Source organism: Pseudomonas pichavaramensis, from assembly GCF_050473265.1.
Taxonomy (GTDB): domain Bacteria; phylum Pseudomonadota; class Gammaproteobacteria; order Pseudomonadales; family Pseudomonadaceae; genus Aquipseudomonas.
Map to the genome: position 1 here is coordinate 409,113 of NZ_JBJKFJ010000001.1, position 17,015 is coordinate 426,127.

A 17,015-nucleotide genomic window follows, 5' to 3' on the forward strand; every position below is an offset into this window, starting at 1 on the left:
GAGCCACGAAAACGGCCGCGCATTCTATGTCAGCAGCGCGATGGCTGCGAGTCACTCGTCAGGAAGGAAGGTTGGCGTTGTGTCGCCTCTGCTTCCATTGACTCCATTCGAAACCCAGTACCACCAGCAGCGACAGGCCGAAAGGCAGCAGCAGGTACAGGCAGCGGAACACGATCAGTGCCGCAAGCACGTCCGCTGCAGGTATTTCTGGCAAAGCGGCAAGGAAGGTGACCTCCAACACACCGAGCCCCCCGGGCGCATGCGAGAGCAGTGCGAGGGAGAACGAGGCGAGGAAAACGCCGAGCACCACCAGATAGCCAGGATGGTTGTCGGCGGGCAGGGCGAAGTAGATGATCGCCGCCGCGCACAGCAGTTCCAGCGGGCCTGCCAGCAATTGCCGGCAGACGATAGGCAGGCGCGGGTATTCGACGTGCAGTTTGCCCAGCGTCCAGGGTTTGAACTGACGCCAGGAGCCCAGCACGTAAAGCGCAACCAGGCACAGCAGGGCACTGCCGACGATCACCGACAGCAGGGGCGTGACCTTGGTGATCCGATGGACCAGGTCAGGCTGAGCGATCAGTACGCAGCCACTGGCGAACAGGGTGCCAAGGACGAAGGTGAAGGAGCAGAACACGATGAGCACACCGATTTCCTGCGGTGTAAGGCCCTTGCTGCGATAGGCGCGGTAGCGCACCACCGCGCCGGAGAAAACCGAGGCGCCGATATTGTGGGCCAGTGCGTAGGTGGTGAAGGAGCACAGGGTGATGAAGCGCCAGGGAATCTGCTTGCCCAGATGAGCCACGGCGATGCGGTCGTACCAGGCCAGAGCCCAATACGCCCCGAGCGTGGCGATGGCGGCCAGCGCCCAGTTCATGAGGGAAATCGCTTCGAGACTGCCTTTTATTTCTTCGAGAGAGATATTGCGCAGTTCGCGGTAAAGCAGAAAACCGGACAACACCACGGCGCTGAGCCCAATCAGGGTCCAGATCAGATCGCTGCGTTTCAGCTTGGGTTTGGCTTCTGCGACGGACACCGCTATTCCTCGTTCACTTGGCCTGGGTTCAAGGGCCGCAGTCCTCTGCCGAGGCTGCTGTTGATTGGCCCGGAGGCCATCTGGCAATGCACCTTTGGGGGGCTAACCCCCATCGCGCGCTGCGCAGTATCAGGGAGGCTCAACCGGTACTCAACTGGCAAGCGGCTCTGCGCTACTACTAGCTGTGTCAGCGATTGTGCGGATACGTTCATATCCAGGCCAGGGTGAGTGCGGCCAGTACCATGTAGCGGCCGGCCTTGGCCAGGGTGACGATAAACAGAAATACCCACAGGCGTTCGCGCATCACGCCGGCGACCAGCGTCAATGGGTCGCCTATCACCGGCATCCAGCTCAGCAGCAGAGACCAGCGCCCATAGCGGGCATACCAGGCCTGTGCCTGTTGCAAGCGATGCGGGCTGACGGGAAACCAGCGCCTTTGCCGGTAACGCTCGATGGAGCGCCCCAGCAGCCAGTTGACCCATGAGCCCAGTACATTGCCCAGGGTCGCCACCAGCAAGAGAGCCCAGGGGGAATGCTGATCTGCCAGCAGCAGTGCGACCAGTAACGCTTCGGATTGCAGCGGCAACAGCGTCGCCGCGCCGAAGGCGGAGAGAAACAGGGCCGGATAGGCGGAAAAGCCGAGCATGCTCAAGGAGGCCGGCCCGAAGGCCGGCGCACCTCAGGGCTGCGATTCCTGGTTGGCGTTGGCCATGATGTCTTCCAGGCTCAGGCCGGTGAGGCCATGAATGGTTTTCCACAGGTAGTAGAAGATGGCCATCAGCATGATCATGGAAGGGATGGCGATCATCGGGTAGCTGAGCAGGGTCATGCGTCCAAGTTCGTCATTGAAGGCCTCGGTCCCGGCCGGACTGATGACGATCCACTTGGCCAGCACGTAGTTCATGGCCGAGGAAAAGAAAAAGGTGCCGCTGAGCCAGTAGGTGGCACGCATCAGCCGCGTTTCGAAATGTTCGACGTGGCCGCCCTGTTCCAGGCGCTGATGGATCTTGTCGACGTTGAGCACGGTCTTGTTGAACAGCAGCGTGCGAATCAGCGGGTAGCGGGTGCGCGTGGAGACCAGCACGGCGATGCCGATCAGGCCGGGGATGGCCGCTTCTTTCACGGCCAGCCATTGCGTATCCAGGTGCAGCAGACCGATGCCGCCAGTCAGCGCCACGCTGATCAGGCCGAGCAGGGCAATGAAGTTGAATTTGCGGTACTTGATCAGCTCGAACGCGCCCCAACCCAGCGGAAATGCCAGTGCGAGCAACAGCGCCCCGTCAGCTCCCAGACGATGTTCGCCGCTCAGTTTCATCAGGATGAACGAGGGAATCAGGATGCTGATGGCCAGGTCGATCAGTGGGCGAGGTTTGTGCGTCGGCGTGTGGTTGTCAGTGGTGGCGGTCATGGTAGCTGGAGTCTGCGGCGGAACTCGGATGATCGCCTGCCTGGCGCGTCAGGGCTAGCCCGACCGTCGGTTTTGACTGTGAAAAAGTGTGAGTAGACAGCTCGGCGACAGGCATTGCGTTATCGGTGGCGATGCTAAAATGCTGGCATTGCTCGGGAGTCGAACATGCCTAGAATTCCTGCTTCCGTCTGCGTGCTGCTGAGTGCTTTCCTCCTCTGGCCGGGGTTGGTTTCGGCGCGTGATTGTGTCGGTCTGGTGCCGGCAGGTACCTCTGCGTTCTGGCACGACCTGGAGGCCGGCGCGCGGCGCACCGCCGACGAGCTGCAACTGGAGCTGTATACACGTGCTCCCACTCGTGAGGGCAGCGTCGAGGTCCAACTCCAGCTGATCGATCATGTGCTCGCGCATGGTTGCACTGCCCTGATCATCGCGCCGGTCGGCGAGGCCATCGACCAGCGTGTCACGCATTTGAAGTCGAAGGGCATCCCGACGGTCTATATCGATCGTGCCGTGGCCGGCGACGGTGCCCATGCGCTGGTTGCCACCGATAATTTTCTGGCTGGCCAGCTGGCCGGGCAGCAACTGGCCGAGCGGCTGGGCAGGGGCAAGCGTGTGGCGCTGTTGCGCCTGCAACCTGGACTGCAGTCGACCCAGGAACGTGAGCGCGGTTTTCTGCTGGCAGCACGTGCCTCTGGCCTGGAGGTGATATTCGATGATTATGTTGGCGGCGATCGCGAGCGCATAGTCGAGGCGCTGACGCGGATGTTGCCCGAGCTGGATGGCGTGTTCAGCCCTAACGGCAACAGCAGTCGTGCGACCCTTGCGGCGCTGCGGCAACTGGGCAAGGCCGGGCAGGTGGCGTTTGTCGGGTTCGATGGCGGTGAGCTGCTGTTCGATGCATTGCGTGACGGGCAGATTCAGGCCCTGCTCCTGCAACAGCCGCAGGCCATGGGCGATCATGCGGTACGTCTGGTGCAGCGGGCGTTGAGCGGTGAACGGGCTGCCGCGCCTCTGCAGCTGTTACTCGAGCCGCGAGTGGTAACCTCGCGCGATCTCTCCGAAATGGCTGCATCAGAGTCGCCATGGTGATAGGCGACGCAGATATTTATCATCGACTGCCTGACCGCCCTGAAATCGCTGTAGGGCGCGATCTTGACGGTGGTATGCAATGAACCTGAAGTACAAGGTCTACATCCTGATGTTGCTTTGCGGTCTTGCTGCGAACCCTGCGGCCGCTGAGTTACGGTTGTACACGGAGGATTATCGGCCGTTCAGTTACCTGGAGAACGGCCAGCCGAGCGGCATGGCGGTGGCCGTGGTCGAAGCGCTGATCCAGCGCACAGGTGATTCGGCGCGCATCGAGCTGGTGCCCTGGACTCGGGGCTATCACAAGGCGCGGCAGCAAGCCGACACTGCGCTTTTCTCTACTGTGCGTACAGCACAACGCGAAGCTGAGTTTCAGTGGGTCGGGCCCATTGCTCATGGTCATACGCGCTTCTATAGCCACAAGGATGCAGGGATACGGGTTGCCAGTCTGAGCGATGTGGCGCGCTTGGGAACTTTGGCAGTGCCCAAGCAATGGTACAGCTACGAGGTACTGCTCGAGAAAGGGGTGGAGAGTCTTTACGGTGTTCCGACGCCGCAAGACATGCTGCGCATGTTTCGCCATGGTCGCGTCAAACTGCTTATCGCCAACAACCTGACCCTCGATACGATGCTTGCCGAGCAGGGCATGCACGCCGAGCAACTGCAGGAGCAGTTCGATCTGATGCCCAATCATTCCTACATTGCCTTTTCCCTGAGCACCGACCCCCGCCTCGTTGCGCGTTGGCAGGAGGCGTTGGAGGGCATGCGACAGGACGGTAGCCTGGAGCGTATCTATCGACGCTGGTTTCCTTCTGCGCGGGAACGGGAGCTGGCCGAGTTACTGGGGACTGAGTGATGACGGGGTTCAGCCTTGCGCAACCGCAGTGAGGGGGCCGGATGACAGGCAAGCGCTGGCGTAGGGTGTTGTGTGGCTACCTGCTTCTGATATGCGCGCCAGTGGTCGCCGAACTGCGCTTGCTCACCGAAGAAGCGCCGCCGATGAGCTTCATGCGCGACGGTGAGCCCAGCGGGTTTTCCGTGGAGGTGGTCAGGGCCCTGATGGCGCGCACCGGTGATGGCGGACAAATCGAGCTGTTGCCCTGGACTCGTGCCCTTCATCTTGCCCAGCAGCAAGCAGACATCGCGCTGTTTTCCACGGTGCGTACGCCAGAGCGAGAAAACAAATTTCTCTGGGTTGGCCCCATCGTGGTCGGCACCACCAGCTTCTATTCCCTGAAGTCGCGTAACCTGACCTTCGACACGCTGCAGCAGGCGGCCGCCAGCGGACCGCTGGCGCTGCCCAAACAGTGGTACACCTTTGAGACGCTGAGTGCGCGCGGCTTCACCAATCTTTACGGCGTACCAACCCCCAAGCAGATGATGACCATGCTCAGGTACGGTCGGGTGCAACTGATCGCGACCGAGGATCTGACCCTGGCGGGTGAGCTGGCCAGCGTTGGCTTGAAACCACAGGACGTCACGGCGCATGTGCCGTTCATGCGCTCTGCTTATTACATCGCCTTTTCTCCGCAGACCTCGGTGGTGCGTGTCGTGCGGTGGCAGCGTGCGCTGCAGCAGATGCACGAGGACGGCAGCCTCGCCGCGATTCTCAAACGCTGGCTGCCGCACGCGGCGATGCCGCCAATCGAGCCATAGCGAGCGGTATCGCGACTGGTTAACCTGCGTGCTGTATTCGGTATCGAGTTCGATCATGTCGCGTCGTCTTCCCGCGCTCGCTCTACGTAGCCGCGCTGAGTTGTTCACCCACCTGCATGCCATGGAACAGGCTGGGGTACCCATCGACAGGGCACTGGCCAGCCTGACATTGGGTGCGCGTCACGAGCCGGCGCTGAAACGTCTGCGGCAGATGGTCGGTGGCGGGCGTGATCTGGCGAGTTCCGGCCAGTTGAGTGGCGTGTTCACGCCATTGGAAAGCAGCCTGGTGCGCGCTGCGCAGGAGGCGGGCGCCTTGACGCATACCTACCAGCAATTGGCGCAGCGTTATGCGCAGCAGGCGCGTAACGCCAGTGACCTGTTATCCCGCCTGCTGCTGCCACTTGCCGTGTTGCTGTTGGCGCTGGCGGTCAAACCATTGCCGGCGTTGGTCGGCGGTAGCCTGAGTGCCGGCGGCTATCTGCTGGCTGTACTGCTGCCGCTGTTGTGGCTGGCGGCTCTGTTTCTGCTCGGGCGGGCAGTGTGGCGACGTTGGCAACGGAGAAGGGCGGATCGCCCCGGCCCGCTCGATGATCTGCTGCTGGCGCTGCCCGTGCTGGGTAGCCTGCAGCGGCAGGCGGACCTGCGCAGCTTCTGCGATAGCCTCGGCCTCTTGCTGGAAGCCGGAATGCCCGTACTCGATGCCTTGCCACGCGCCTGCAGCGTGATGAGCAACGCGCGGTTGCGGCGGGATTTCGCCAGTCTTGCGCCTCGGGTTGGCAGTGGGCAGTCGCTGGCGCGTGCTTTCGATGCGCTGTCCTTCACCGGCAAATCCATGCTTGTCGGCGTGCTCAATACCGGTGAGGCGACGGGGCGGCCAGGAGAGGCGCTGCTGCGTTTTGCCCACATGCAGGCGCAGCAGCTGGCCTCGCAGCAACAGATGCTGGCGACCTGGCTACCGCGTCTGTTCTATCTGGCCGTCGCCGGCTGGATGGCCTACGGTCTGCTGACCGGCGGTGGATTCTTCCCGGCACTGCCTGCCGAGCTGGCTGGCCGATAATTTGCTGGTTATCGGCCTCGTAGGCCTGCCTGAAAGCTGGCAGCAAGTGCCTTGCGCTAGCATTCGTCACGTCTACGCGATTATTAAAAAGAGAAAAAGCGATTCAACCGACTTTGGAATACGCCCCATGCCCATCCTGCAACGTGCATCCCACCATGAGCTACGCAGTGCCTTTCGTGCCCTGCTGGCTTCCGACCGCTGCTATCACACCGCTTCGGTCTTCGATCCCATGTCCGCCCGCATCGCCGCCGATCTCGATTTCGAGGTCGGTATCCTCGGAGGTTCCGTCGCCTCGCTGCAGGTGCTCGGCGCGCCGGACTTTGCCCTGATTACCCTTAGCGAATTCGTCGAACAGGCCGCACGCATCGGTCGTGTCGCGCGCCTGCCGGTAATTGCCGACGCCGACCACGGCTACGGCAACGCCCTCAACGTGATGCGCACCGTGGTCGAACTGGAGCGCGCCGGTGTGGCCGCGCTGACCATCGAGGACACCCTGCTGCCGGCGCAGTTCGGCCGTAAGTCCACCGACCTGATCAGCATCGAGGAAGGCGTCGGCAAGATTCTCGCGGCGTTGGAAGCGCGCATCGATCCTGACCTGTCGATCATCGCCCGCACCCATGCCGGCGTACTGGAGGTGGACGAAGTGATTCGCCGCACCCGTGCCTATGAAGAAGCTGGTGCCGATGGCATCTGCCTGGTCGGAGTGAAGGACTTCGCTCACCTGGAGCAGATCGCCGCTGGCCTCAAGGTGCCGCTGATGCTGGTCACCTACGGCAACCCCGAGCTGCGCGACAATGAGCGCCTGGCGAGCCTGGGCGTGCGTATCGTGGTCAATGGTCACGCCGCCTACTTCGCCGCCATCAAGGCGACCTACGATTGCCTGCGTGAGCAGCGTGGCGCCCAGCCTTGCGACCTCAACGCTACCGAACTGACGCACAAGTACACCATGCCCGAGGACTACATGGCCTGGGCCAAGGAGTTCATGGAAGTGCGCGAGTAGCGACGAGCAGCACTTGCACTTCGCCTGTCGCGGGTGCATATCTGCGCTGTACAGGCAAGGAGACGCGACATGGCTGGTGGTTGGGCAAGCGACAGCGCAGTGCAGGAACAGATCGACAGCAGTATCGAGGACGCCGTCGCGCGTGCTCGCAGTCAGTTGCCGAAAGGCGAGAGCCTGCAGCATTGCGAAGAATGTGATGCTGTCATTCCCGAGGCTCGCCGCCAGGCGATCCCGGGTGTGCGGCTGTGCGTGAAATGCCAGACCGAACACGACCGGGAAAACGCCGCATATACCGGTTACAACCGTCGCGGCAGCAAGGACAGCCAGTTGCGTTGAGCAAGCGCTACGGCACCTATGGCCGAGTTGATGGTCTAGTGCTACTACGACCGTGACTCAGGAAGAGGTGCCTGCATGACGATTTTCGAAGCCCTGCGCATCAGCCATGACATTCAGCGTGAACTTGCGCAAAAGCTGGTCGCCACCCAGGGCGATAGCCGCGAACGCCACGCCCTGTTCTCCCAGCTCAAGCAGGAGTTGGCGGTGCATTCGGTGGCGGAGGAACGCCATTTTTATATCCCTCTGATGCAGCAGGATGCGGGCGTTGATCTGTCACGCCACGCGATTGCCGAGCATCATCAGATGGATGAAATGATCGAGGATCTGGAAGACACCGATCCCAGCAGCCCCAGTTGGCTGGCACAAGCCAAGGCGTTGGCGGAGAAGGTGGAACACCACCTCAAGGAGGAGGAACACACCTTCTTCCAGATGGCCGGCAAACTGCTTCGCGACAAGGAGAAGCAGCAACTGGCCGGTGACTATCTCGATGCCTACGACGAGATGAAGCAGGCGTCCTGACAGAACAAGCGAGAGCCGGGCATGACGCCCGGCTCCTTCGTCAGAACAGGAAGTACCGCTGCGCCATCGGCAGCACCTCGGCCGGTTCGCACCAGAGCAGCTGGCCGTCGGCCTTGACCTGATAGTTCTGCGGATCGACCTCGATATTCGGCAGGTAGCCGTTGTGGATCAGGTCGGTCTTCTGCACTTCGCGGCAGCCTTTGACCACGCCGATCTGCTTCTGCAGGCCGAGCTGCTGCGGCACGCCAGCGTCGAACGCGGCTTGGCTGATGAAGGTGATGCTGGTGGCGTGGCGGCTGCCGGCGTAGCTGGCGAACATCGGCCGGTAGTGCACCGGTTGCGGCGTCGGGATCGAGGCGTTGGCGTCGCCCATCAGGCTGGCGGCAATCGCCCCGCCCTTGAGGATCAGGGTCGGTTTGACGCCGAAGAAGGCCGGGCGCCACAGCACCAGGTCGGCCCACTTGCCCACTTCGATCGAGCCCACCTCATGGCTGATGCCGTGGGTGATCGCCGGGTTGATGGTGTACTTGGCGATGTAGCGCTTGGCGCGGAAGTTGTCGTTGCCCGGCACGTCCTCGGGCAGCGGGCCGCGCTGCTGCTTCATCTTGTCGGCGGTCTGCCAGGTGCGGGTGATCACCTCGCCGACCCGGCCCATGGCCTGGCTGTCGGAGCTGATCATGGAGAACGCGCCGAGATCATGCAGGATGTCTTCGGCGGCGATGGTCTCGCGGCGGATGCGGCTTTCGGCGAAGGCCACGTCCTCGGCGATGCTCGGGTCGAGGTGGTGGCAGACCATGAGCATGTCCAGGTGTTCGTCGATGGTGTTTTTGGTGAACGGCCGGGTCGGGTTGGTCGAGCTCGGCAGCACGTTAGGGAAGCCGCAGGCCTTGATGATGTCCGGCGCGTGGCCGCCACCGGCGCCCTCGGTGTGATAGGTGTGGATGGTGCGGCCCTTGAACGCGCCGAGGGTGGTTTCGACGAAGCCGGACTCGTTCAGCGTGTCGGTATGGATCGCCACCTGCACGTCGTACTGATCGGCCACGCTCAGGCAGTTGTCGATGGCCGCCGGGGTGGTGCCCCAGTCCTCGTGCAGCTTGAGGCCGATGGCGCCGGCCTTGACCTGCTCGATCAACGGCTCGGGCAGTGAGGCGTTGCCCTTGCCGGTGAAACCGAGGTTCATCGGGAAGGCGTCGGCAGCCTGCAGCATGCGCGCCATGTGCCACGGCCCGGAGGTGCAGGTGGTGGCGTTGGTACCGGTGGCCGGGCCGGTGCCGCCACCGATCATGGTGGTGACGCCGCTCATCAGCGCCTCTTCGATCTGCTGCGGGCAGATGAAGTGGATGTGGGTGTCGATGCCGCCGGCGGTGAGGATCATGCCTTCACCGGCGATGACTTCGGTGCCGGCGCCGATGGCGATGGTCACATCGGGCTGGATGTCCGGGTTGCCGGCCTTGCCGATGGCGGCGATGCGCCCGTCCTTGAGGCCGACATCGGCCTTGACGATGCCCCAGTGGTCGATGATCAGGGCGTTGGTGATCAGCGTGTCGACCACATCGGCGGCGCACAGCTGGCCCTGGCCCATGCCATCGCGGATCACCTTGCCGCCGCCGAATTTCACTTCTTCACCGTAGGTGGTGAAGTCCTTTTCCACTTCGATCCACAGGTCGGTGTCGGCCAGGCGCACCTTGTCGCCGACGGTGGGGCCGAACATGTCGGCGTAGGCTTGTCTGCTGATCTTCATTGGCTCGTCCCGTAGGGTGCGCCGTGCGCACCGTTGTTATCCGCGTTGCTTGTGGTGCGCATGGCGCACCCTACTGCGCCCATCAAAGATCGCCCATGACCCGGCCGGCGAAGCCGAACACGCGGCGCGCGCCGGCCAGCTCGACCAGCTCTACCTCGCGGCTCTGTCCCGGCTCGAAGCGCACCGCGGTGCCGGCCGGGATATTCAGGCGCATGCCGCGTGTGGCTGCGCGGTCGAACAGCAGGGCGTCGTTGGTCTCGAAGAAGTGGTAGTGCGAGCCGACCTGAATCGGTCGGTCGCCGCTGTTGGCGACCGACAGGCTGAGGGTGCGGCGGCCGGCGTTGAGTTCGATCTCACCGTCGGCAATCTGGTATTGGCCCGGGATCATCGCGTGTTCACTCCAGAATCAGTTGCATGAAGGTCAGATCCAGCCAGCGGCCGAACTTGCGGCCGACCTGGGGCATCTGCCCGGTGGTGACAAAACCAAGACGCTGGTGCAGGCGGATCGAGGCGGCATTGCCTGACTCGATGGCGGCGACCATGACGTGCAGGTTGGCGGTGCGGGCGCGTTCGATCAGCGCCTGCATCAGCGCGGGGCCGAGCCCTTTGCCGCGCAGGTCGGCGCGTACGTAGACCGAATGCTCGACGGTCTGGCGAAAGCCTTCGATGCTGCGCCAGGTGCCGTAGCTGGCGTAGCCGAGCACTTCACCGGCGGCATCACGCGCCACCAGCACGGGAAAACCGGCGGCTGTGCGTTCGGCCAGCCAGGCACGACGGTTAGCCAGGTCCACCAGCGTCTCGTTCCAGATCGCTGTGGTGAATTCCACCGCGTCGTTGTAGATGGCGAGGATGCCCGGCAGATCAGCTTCGCTGGCATCAACGATCGAGTAGCTCATGGCTCAAGCGATCGGCTGATGGACGGTCACCAGCTTGGTGCCATCGGGGAAGGTGGCTTCGATCTGGATTTCCGGGATCATCTCCGGCACGCCTTCCATCACCTGCTCGCGGGTCAGCAGGGTGGTGCCGAAGTGCATCAGCTCGGCCACGGTCTGACCGTCGCGGGCGCCTTCGAGCAGGGCGGCGGAGATGTAGGCCATGGCCTCCGGGTAGTTCAGCTTGACCCCGCGGGCCAGGCGGCGCTCGGCCACCAGGCCGGCGGTGAAGATCAGCAGCTTGTCTTTTTCTCTTGGTGACAAATCCATGACGGCTCCAGTCTTGGAGCGGCAAGGCTGTGCCTTGTCCGCGATAGTGCTTCGGTCGCCTGGTGGTGTTCCACTCTGGCGTGGTTGTACTGCATTTGTAGGAGCCGGCTTGCCGGCGATTAGGCCTCTATTGATCGCCGGCAAGCCGGCTCCTACATGTTCGTTGTGCTCATGTGCTCCAGATTCGGGGTGGCACTGCCTCGCGTCCTAGCAGCGCCGGGCGCAGCAGGTGCCACAGGGCGATCAGCCAGGCGCGCGCTTTGAGCGCTTCGCAGGCCAGGCAGCGGGCCACCAGCAGCCCCGAAAGTTGGCTGAGGTCGCCGCGTACACCGTCGATCTTCAATTCTCGGCAGCGCTCCAGCAACTCGTTATCGATGTCAGCGCTCACCAGCAGAGTGGCGAACACCGGCTGACCGTCGAGGCCGATGGGCGAGTCGAGCAGGCCGTCGTCGCCGACTACACGCTGCCGTTCGTGCCAGAGCCGCTTGCCGTCTCGGCGGACATCCAGCGCGGCCTGAAAATGGCCGCTGTTGAAACGCTCATCGGCGGCGGGGCGGCCGAGGGCGATGATGTCCCAGTAGAACAGGCGGGCGTCATCGTGCAGGTCGATCTGCGTATGCATTTCGGCCTGAGCACCGGCATAGATGATGGTTTCCTGTGGCAGCCACTCCAGCGTGGCGCCAGCCTCTACGCTCAGGCGCAGGTCTTGCCGGGCGACGCCAGCGGCGCGATACCACTTGGCAGCCCCCGGGCTGGTGAGCTGGACCCAGGTGTTCTCACCCGCGTGTGCGGATATATCCAGCGTATCGCCACCCGCAATGCCGCCGGGCGGATGCACGATGATGTGCTGGCAAACTTCCGGCCCTTCGGCATGCAGGTGCTTTTGCACTCTAAGTGGGCCCTTGTGCCTTCTTTGCACTGGAGTGGTGCGCTCTCCGTGACGGGCATAGGCCAGTTCCAGTTCGGCGGGCCAGCTCGGCGTGAACAGGGCGGCAGGCAGATTCATGGCAGGGCAGGGGTTCCACAGGATAGTTGACCGAGTGGGCAAGCAAGAGGCGTGCCCTGAACCAATTCGGTGCGTTTCGAATGTGTCTGATTGCGGTGGCCAGTAGCGCTGGCGCATCTGGCCCTGCCCGCCAGTGAAGCCTGAGCCTAGAGTCGGGAGATCGACTCGTTTGGAGCGCACATGTTCGTCTTGATTGCCTTTGCTGCTGCAGTGGTGCGCGGGTACAGCGGTTTTGGCTTCGCCATGCTGATGGCGCTGGGATTGATGTTGCGATTGCCGCCAGCCGAAGCGGTGCCGGTGGCGCTGATCCTCGATGTTGCCTGCAGTGTGACGCTCTGGCCGGCTGCGCTACGAGCCGTACACGGGCGCGTGTTGGGGCGGCTGTTGGTCGGCATGCTGCTGGCGGTGCCGCTGGGCGCCTGGCTGTTGCTGTGGCTGCCGGCCAGCATCATGGCGCCGCTGGTGGCGGTGCTGTGTTTGTGCGGGGGCATGTTGGTGTTATGGCGGCCTTCCGTTGCCGCGCCGGTGAGCCAGGGCATGGCCTGGTTGGCGGGGCTGACATCAGGACTGGCGACTACCATGGCTTCGGCCGGCGGCCCGCCCTTGATGATCTACCTGCTGCGCAGCGGTCTCGATGCACGCCAGTTGCGTGGCACGGCGGTGTTGTTCTTCCTCGCCAGCAGTAGCGCTGCGCTGATCGGGTTAGGACTCGCGGGGGTGCTGAACGGCGCGCTGTGGCGGCTGGCGCTGGAGCTGGCATTGCCGGCGCTGGCCGGCAACCTGCTCGGCCAGTGGCTACATCCGCGCTGGCAGCCGTTACCGCTGCGGGTGCTGGTCGGTGGCTTGCTGGTGTTGCTGTCGTTGGGCAGCCTGCTGAAGGCGATCTTGTAGGGCGCGCCACGCACCGAAAAGTATCTGTTGCTGCGGTGCGCACGGCGCACCCTACGGGCGGATCGGTGTTGATGACCCGCCCACAGAGGCTCCTCCGTCAATCCCGGTCGACGGCGAAGGGCGACCAGGCCTGACGGCTGGGCATGATTTCCAGGCGGTTGATATTGATGTGATCCGGCAGGGTGGCGACGTAGAAGATCTGCTCGGCGATGTCTTCTGCAGTCAGCGGCGTGGTGGTGCTGTACAACGCATCGGAGGCCGCCTGATTGCCCTTGGTGCGGACCAGGGTGAATTCGGTTTCGGCCATGCCCGGGGCGATATCGGTAACGCGTACGCCGGTGGATACCAGGTCGCAGCGCAGGTTGAAGCTGAACTGTTTGACGAAGGCTTTGGTCGCGCCATAGACGTGGCCGCCCGGGTAAGGCCATTCACCGGCTACCGAACCGATGTTGATGATGCTGGTGCCCTTGCCGATCTCCAGTAGCTTGGGCAGCACCGCGTGGGTGACGTTGACCAGGCCGGTGACGTTGGTGTCGATCATGGTGTGCCAGTCTTGCAGTGCGACCTTCTGTGCGGCTTCCGGGGCCAGCGCCAGGCCGGCATTGTTGACCAGTACGTCGATCCGGTCGAACGGCGCCTGCAGGGCGTCGACCATGGCCTGTACGGCTGCAGCATCGCGTACGTCGAGGGCGGCGATGTGCACCGCCACCTTGTCCTGCAGTTCCGCTTTCAGCTCCTGCAGACGCTCCAGACGGCGACCGCTGAGCACCAGGGTCCAGCCTGCCTCGGCGAAGCGGCGCGCCGTGGCGCGGCCAAAGCCGGATGTTGCGCCTGTGATGAATGCCACCTTGCTCATGAATAACCTCATTTCGATAGTGCGATTTAGCGCCCGGCCTGAGGCCGGGTGCGGTCATGCGGACAGTTCGAGGAACTTGCGCACGCGTTCTGTTTCCGGGTTGGTGAAGAACTTTTCCGGTGCGGATTTCTCGATCAGCAGGCCCTTCTCCAGGAACACCACCTGATCCGAAACCGCCCGGGCGAACTCCATTTCGTGGGTCACCACGATCATGGTGTAGCCCTCGCTAGAGAGGTTCTTCATCACCGTCAGTACTTCGCCGACCCGTTCCGGATCGAGTGCCGAGGTCGGCTCGTCGAACAGGATCACCTCAGGGCTCATGGCCAGGGCGCGGGCAATCGCCACACGCTGCTTCTGGCCGCCCGACAGGGTATAGGGATAAGCCTCCGCCTTCTGCTCCATGCCGACCTTTTCCAGCAGCGTCTGGGCAATGGCGCGGGCCTCGTCCTTGTGCATCTTCTTTACTTGCATCGGCGCTTCCATGACGTTCTGCAACACGTTCAGATGCGGCCACAGGTTGAAGCTCTGGAACACCATACCGGTTCTGGCGCGAATTGCCGCGAGGTCGCGGTTGTTCATGCGCTTGCCCTGAGCGTCGATGCCGATGCGCTGGCCTGCGATGTGAATAGTGCCGCGATCAGGCTCCTCGAGCCAGTTTATGCAGCGCAGCAGGGTGGATTTGCCCGAGCCGGATGAGCCCAGCACGCTGACCACCTCGCCTTTGTTCACGGTCAGTGAGACATCGCGCAGGACCTCTACGCCGTCGAAGCTCTTGGAAAGATTGTCGATCTGGACCGCGGGTACCTCAGGCATGTTCGAAACCTCGTTTGGCGCCGAACCGGCTCGCCCATTTGAGCGCCAGTTCCAGGCAGATACTGATGACCCAGTACAGGGCGATGACCACCACGAACGCTTCGGTGGGAATGAAATAGGTGGCCTGCACCGAGTTGGCGGCGGCGGTCAGCTCCTGCACGGTGATGATGGTGAGAAAGGCGGTGTCCTTGAGGGCGTAGATCAGCTGATTACCGAGCAGCGGGCGGGTCTTGATCACCAGCTGCGGCAGGATGATGCGCCAGAACAGGCGGCCGGGGCGAAAGCCGTGCGCCTTGGCCGCTTCGACCTGGCCGAGCGGCAGCACCAGGCGTGCGCCGCGCAGGATCTCGGCGAAGTAGGCCGCGTGGTACAGCGCCAGCGCCACCAGGCCGGCACCCCAGGCGCTCGGCTTGATACCCAGGGTCGGCAGGCCGTAGTAGAGCAGGTAGGCCAGTACCAGAAACGGCAGCATGCGCATCAGGTTGATCGCCCCGCGCAGCAGCTTGGCCAGCACGCCGCGACCCTCTAGCAGGTAGAGGGTGAAGCAGCCGATGGCGAAGGCAGCCAGCACCGAGAGGATGAACAGGATCAGGGTATTGAGTGCGCCATTGAGGAAGGCGCCGCGCGCCTCCCAGATGATGCTCCATTCGGTCATGGTGGCGTCCTCACATGGCCAGGCGGTTGGCTTTCTTTTCGGCGATGGCCTGCAGCTTGAGCAGGACGCCGATGATCAGCATGTACAGCAGGGCGGCGGCGAGAATCGGCGGCAGCGGCTCGTAGGTCACGGCGCTGATGCGATTGGTCACGCGGGTCAGGTCGACGATGCCGATCACCGCGATGGCCGGGCTGCTCTTGATCAGGAAGGACATCTCGTTGACCAGGCCGGGCAGGCTGCTGGTGATCATCTGCGGCAGCATGATGCGGCGGAAGAACACGCCATTGGTCATGCCGCAGGCCATGGCGGCCTCCTTCTGCTCGCGGGAGAAACTGATGAACGCAGTGCGCCAGACTTCGGCATTGAAGGCTGCGGTATTCAGGGTCAGGGCGAGAATCGCTGCACTGTTGCGGTCCATGGCCAGGCCGAAGGTCGGCGCGGAGAGAAAGATGAACAGCACCAGGGTGACCAGCGGCGTGGCGCGCGCCAGGCTGACGTAAAGCACCAACAGCTGCTCGACGAAGGGAATGCGCGCCATGCGCAGCAGGGCGATGCCCAGGCCAATGACCACGCCCAGGGCGATGGCGATCGAGGAGATCCACAAAGTCGTCCAGGCGCCTTCGAGCAGCAACAACCAGGCTTGTCCGTTCATGTCGGGCTCCAGGGATTGGGGAATGCAGAGGGTTCAAGCAAGGTCAGGGCCAGATGGCGTGCCTTGAGCGAGCACTGCGCAGGACGCAGGCGTAGGGTGCACCGTGCGCACCGAAACGCTGGCAGCGCTAACACTGGTGCGCATGGCGCACCCTACGAGGGCCATGCCAGGGGCATGGCCTCAGGCCAATGTCATTCCATACCAGCAAGTTTGTGGAACTGCTCGACGTTGGTGATCGGCTCCTTGGGCATGCTCGGGAAGGCTTCGCCGAACCATTTGGTCTGCAGCTCGGCCAGGCGGCCGTTGTCACGCACCTGATTCATGAAGCCGGTAAGAAACTGCAGCAACTCCGGGCTGCTCTTGGGTACTGGCCAGCCAGCGAAACCATCACCGGATACGGCAATGCCCTTGGCGAAGGTGTCGCCGCGGGTCTTGACCAGATCGTTGATCGAGATCAGCGCATTGACCACATAGTCCAGGCGGCCGTTGGCCAGGTCTGCATAGGCTTCGGGGTAGGACGGGTATTCGGTCACGGTGCCGATTTCGCAGCCTTCGTCAGCCATCATCTTCTTCAGTTCCGGCAGGCGCGCGAGCAGGGCACTGCCGGCCTGCACGCCGACGGTCTTGCCGCACAGGCTGGCGATGTCGCTGAGGCTGTCATCGCCGGCGCGTTTGACATAGAAATGCTGGGCCGAGGCGAAGGGCGGGGCGAAGTTGAATACGCGCAGGCGGTCGTCGGTGACCAGGGCACCGGTGAAGGCCATGTCGTACTGACCCGAGGACACCGATGCGAGCAGGCCGGTCCAGGGCAGGATTTCCTGCTTCACCTCGAAGCCCTGTTCCTTGGCGTAGACCTTGAGATCTTCCAGCAGCTCCTTGTGGAAACCTTCCGGCTTGCCGTCGACGATGAAGTTGAAGGGCGCGTAGTCGTCCTCGGTGGCGACGGTCATCGTGCCCTTGGACTTGATATCGTCGAGGTCGGCATGGGCGCTCAGCGAGACGCCCACCAGGCAAGTGGCCAGGGCCAGTTTGCGCAGCAGAGCGAAGGGTTTTGAATCGGTGTTCGATGGCTTCATGGGCGTGCTCCAGAGGTGGTGTCCAGGC

General features: G+C 63.1%; 21 protein-coding genes. 8 read left to right on the forward strand and 13 right to left on the reverse strand.

All coding sequences use genetic code 11. The features are described 5' to 3' along the window. Positions 1–58: 58 nt before the first annotated feature. The 3 genes from ACJRW5_RS01790 to ACJRW5_RS01800 all read right to left on the reverse strand — a co-directional run bounded on the left by ACJRW5_RS01790 (position 59) and on the right by ACJRW5_RS01800 (position 2,441). On the reverse strand, positions 59–1,033 hold the full coding sequence (locus ACJRW5_RS01790; protein ID WP_484568821.1) for a lysylphosphatidylglycerol synthase transmembrane domain-containing protein: 975 nt from the start codon (positions 1,031–1,033) through the stop codon (positions 59–61). Positions 1,034–1,241: 208 nt separating this feature from the next. Beyond that, on the reverse strand, positions 1,242–1,679 hold the full coding sequence (locus ACJRW5_RS01795) for a YqaA family protein (protein ID WP_484568822.1): 438 nt from the start codon (positions 1,677–1,679) through the stop codon (positions 1,242–1,244). A 33-nt stretch (positions 1,680–1,712) separates the two neighbouring features. Beyond that, complete coding sequence (locus ACJRW5_RS01800) at positions 1,713–2,441, reverse strand: VC0807 family protein (protein WP_484568823.1); 729 nt, start codon at positions 2,439–2,441, stop codon at positions 1,713–1,715. 165 nt (positions 2,442–2,606) lie between these two features. Here ACJRW5_RS01800 and ACJRW5_RS01805 point away from each other — a divergent pair, with 165 nt between their 5' ends. From ACJRW5_RS01805 to ACJRW5_RS01835, 7 genes are all read left to right on the forward strand, one after another. After that, entirely contained in the window at positions 2,607–3,530 is a 924-nt protein-coding gene (locus tag ACJRW5_RS01805) for a substrate-binding domain-containing protein (protein ID WP_484568824.1), read from the forward strand. Positions 3,531–3,609: 79 nt separating this feature from the next. After that, positions 3,610–4,383, forward strand: coding sequence for a substrate-binding periplasmic protein (locus ACJRW5_RS01810; RefSeq protein ID WP_484568825.1), 774 nt, complete (start codon positions 3,610–3,612; stop codon positions 4,381–4,383). 41 nt (positions 4,384–4,424) lie between these two features. Beyond that, the gene (locus ACJRW5_RS01815; protein ID WP_484568826.1) at positions 4,425–5,183 is read left to right on the forward strand and encodes a substrate-binding periplasmic protein; all 759 of its coding nucleotides are present in this window, start codon (positions 4,425–4,427) and stop codon (positions 5,181–5,183) included. 55 nt (positions 5,184–5,238) lie between these two features. After that, on the forward strand, positions 5,239–6,240 hold the full coding sequence (locus tag ACJRW5_RS01820) for a type II secretion system F family protein (RefSeq protein ID WP_484568827.1): 1,002 nt from the start codon (positions 5,239–5,241) through the stop codon (positions 6,238–6,240). A 136-nt stretch (positions 6,241–6,376) separates the two neighbouring features. After that, on the forward strand, positions 6,377–7,240 hold the full coding sequence (locus ACJRW5_RS01825) for an isocitrate lyase/PEP mutase family protein (RefSeq protein WP_484569137.1): 864 nt from the start codon (positions 6,377–6,379) through the stop codon (positions 7,238–7,240). A 69-nt stretch (positions 7,241–7,309) separates the two neighbouring features. After that, positions 7,310–7,576 (forward strand): DksA/TraR family C4-type zinc finger protein, encoded by a 267-nt coding sequence (locus ACJRW5_RS01830; protein ID WP_484568828.1) that lies wholly within the window; start codon positions 7,310–7,312, stop codon positions 7,574–7,576. A gap of 75 nt (positions 7,577–7,651) precedes the next feature. Continuing rightward, the gene (locus tag ACJRW5_RS01835) at positions 7,652–8,095 is read left to right on the forward strand and encodes a hemerythrin domain-containing protein (RefSeq protein WP_484568829.1); all 444 of its coding nucleotides are present in this window, start codon (positions 7,652–7,654) and stop codon (positions 8,093–8,095) included. A 40-nt stretch (positions 8,096–8,135) separates the two neighbouring features. Here the strand turns inward: ACJRW5_RS01835 and ureC are convergent, their stop codons facing one another. From ureC to ACJRW5_RS01860, 5 genes are all read right to left on the reverse strand, one after another. Next, entirely contained in the window at positions 8,136–9,836 is a 1,701-nt protein-coding gene (gene ureC, locus ACJRW5_RS01840) for an urease subunit alpha (RefSeq protein ID WP_484568830.1), read from the reverse strand. A gap of 82 nt (positions 9,837–9,918) precedes the next feature. Beyond that, on the reverse strand, positions 9,919–10,224 hold the full coding sequence (locus tag ACJRW5_RS01845; protein WP_484568831.1) for an urease subunit beta: 306 nt from the start codon (positions 10,222–10,224) through the stop codon (positions 9,919–9,921). Between the two features lie 7 nt (positions 10,225–10,231). Then, positions 10,232–10,732, reverse strand: coding sequence for an N-acetyltransferase family protein (locus ACJRW5_RS01850; RefSeq protein WP_484568832.1), 501 nt, complete (start codon positions 10,730–10,732; stop codon positions 10,232–10,234). Positions 10,733–10,735: 3 nt separating this feature from the next. Continuing rightward, entirely contained in the window at positions 10,736–11,038 is a 303-nt protein-coding gene (ureA, locus tag ACJRW5_RS01855) for an urease subunit gamma (RefSeq protein WP_074676143.1), read from the reverse strand. A 169-nt stretch (positions 11,039–11,207) separates the two neighbouring features. Further along, positions 11,208–12,044, reverse strand: a complete 837-nt coding sequence (locus ACJRW5_RS01860; RefSeq protein WP_484568833.1) for an urease accessory protein UreD — start codon at positions 12,042–12,044, stop codon at positions 11,208–11,210. A 180-nt stretch (positions 12,045–12,224) separates the two neighbouring features. Between ACJRW5_RS01860 and ACJRW5_RS01865 the strand changes: the two genes are divergently transcribed. Beyond that, positions 12,225–12,935 (forward strand): sulfite exporter TauE/SafE family protein, encoded by a 711-nt coding sequence (locus ACJRW5_RS01865; RefSeq protein ID WP_484568834.1) that lies wholly within the window; start codon positions 12,225–12,227, stop codon positions 12,933–12,935. Positions 12,936–13,032: 97 nt separating this feature from the next. Here ACJRW5_RS01865 and ACJRW5_RS01870 read toward each other — a convergent pair whose 3' ends face one another. From ACJRW5_RS01870 to ACJRW5_RS01890, 5 genes are all read right to left on the reverse strand, one after another. Beyond that, on the reverse strand, positions 13,033–13,791 hold the full coding sequence (locus ACJRW5_RS01870; RefSeq protein ID WP_484568835.1) for an SDR family NAD(P)-dependent oxidoreductase: 759 nt from the start codon (positions 13,789–13,791) through the stop codon (positions 13,033–13,035). 54 nt (positions 13,792–13,845) lie between these two features. Further along, complete coding sequence (locus ACJRW5_RS01875) at positions 13,846–14,604, reverse strand: amino acid ABC transporter ATP-binding protein (protein WP_484568836.1); 759 nt, start codon at positions 14,602–14,604, stop codon at positions 13,846–13,848. Continuing rightward, positions 14,597–15,259 (reverse strand): amino acid ABC transporter permease, encoded by a 663-nt coding sequence (locus tag ACJRW5_RS01880; protein WP_484568837.1) that lies wholly within the window; start codon positions 15,257–15,259, stop codon positions 14,597–14,599. The genes ACJRW5_RS01875 and ACJRW5_RS01880 overlap by 8 nt, the downstream gene beginning before the upstream one ends. Before the next feature lie 10 nt (positions 15,260–15,269). Continuing rightward, a complete protein-coding gene (locus ACJRW5_RS01885) occupies positions 15,270–15,911 on the reverse strand; it encodes an amino acid ABC transporter permease (protein ID WP_484568838.1) in 642 nt (213 codons plus the stop codon). Between the two features lie 191 nt (positions 15,912–16,102). After that, positions 16,103–16,987, reverse strand: a complete 885-nt coding sequence (locus tag ACJRW5_RS01890) for a transporter substrate-binding domain-containing protein (protein ID WP_484568839.1) — start codon at positions 16,985–16,987, stop codon at positions 16,103–16,105. Between the last annotated feature and the right edge of the window lie 28 nt (positions 16,988–17,015).

Bases quoted from the DNA above. Each gene is read 5' to 3' on its own strand.
- ACJRW5_RS01795 (WP_484568822.1), bottom strand. From the start codon at position 1,679: ATGCTCGGCTTTTCCGCCTATCCGGCCCTGTTTCTCTCCGCCTTCGGC.
- ACJRW5_RS01800 (WP_484568823.1), bottom strand. From the start codon at position 2,441: ATGACCGCCACCACTGACAACCACACGCCGACGCACAAACCTCGCCCA.
- ACJRW5_RS01805 (WP_484568824.1), top strand. From the start codon at position 2,607: ATGCCTAGAATTCCTGCTTCCGTCTGCGTGCTGCTGAGTGCTTTCCTC.
- ACJRW5_RS01810 (WP_484568825.1), top strand. From the start codon at position 3,610: ATGAACCTGAAGTACAAGGTCTACATCCTGATGTTGCTTTGCGGTCTT.
- ACJRW5_RS01815 (WP_484568826.1), top strand. From the start codon at position 4,425: ATGACAGGCAAGCGCTGGCGTAGGGTGTTGTGTGGCTACCTGCTTCTG.
- ACJRW5_RS01820 (WP_484568827.1), top strand. From the start codon at position 5,239: ATGTCGCGTCGTCTTCCCGCGCTCGCTCTACGTAGCCGCGCTGAGTTG.
- ACJRW5_RS01830 (WP_484568828.1), top strand. From the start codon at position 7,310: ATGGCTGGTGGTTGGGCAAGCGACAGCGCAGTGCAGGAACAGATCGAC.
- ACJRW5_RS01835 (WP_484568829.1), top strand. From the start codon at position 7,652: ATGACGATTTTCGAAGCCCTGCGCATCAGCCATGACATTCAGCGTGAA.
- ureC (WP_484568830.1), bottom strand. From the start codon at position 9,836: ATGAAGATCAGCAGACAAGCCTACGCCGACATGTTCGGCCCCACCGTC.
- ACJRW5_RS01845 (WP_484568831.1), bottom strand. From the start codon at position 10,224: ATGATCCCGGGCCAATACCAGATTGCCGACGGTGAGATCGAACTCAAC.
- ACJRW5_RS01850 (WP_484568832.1), bottom strand. From the start codon at position 10,732: ATGAGCTACTCGATCGTTGATGCCAGCGAAGCTGATCTGCCGGGCATC.
- ureA (WP_074676143.1), bottom strand. From the start codon at position 11,038: ATGGATTTGTCACCAAGAGAAAAAGACAAGCTGCTGATCTTCACCGCC.
- ACJRW5_RS01860 (WP_484568833.1), bottom strand. From the start codon at position 12,044: ATGAATCTGCCTGCCGCCCTGTTCACGCCGAGCTGGCCCGCCGAACTG.
- ACJRW5_RS01865 (WP_484568834.1), top strand. From the start codon at position 12,225: ATGTTCGTCTTGATTGCCTTTGCTGCTGCAGTGGTGCGCGGGTACAGC.
- ACJRW5_RS01870 (WP_484568835.1), bottom strand. From the start codon at position 13,791: ATGAGCAAGGTGGCATTCATCACAGGCGCAACATCCGGCTTTGGCCGC.
- ACJRW5_RS01875 (WP_484568836.1), bottom strand. From the start codon at position 14,604: ATGCCTGAGGTACCCGCGGTCCAGATCGACAATCTTTCCAAGAGCTTC.
- ACJRW5_RS01880 (WP_484568837.1), bottom strand. From the start codon at position 15,259: ATGACCGAATGGAGCATCATCTGGGAGGCGCGCGGCGCCTTCCTCAAT.
- ACJRW5_RS01885 (WP_484568838.1), bottom strand. From the start codon at position 15,911: ATGAACGGACAAGCCTGGTTGTTGCTGCTCGAAGGCGCCTGGACGACT.
- ACJRW5_RS01890 (WP_484568839.1), bottom strand. From the start codon at position 16,987: ATGAAGCCATCGAACACCGATTCAAAACCCTTCGCTCTGCTGCGCAAA.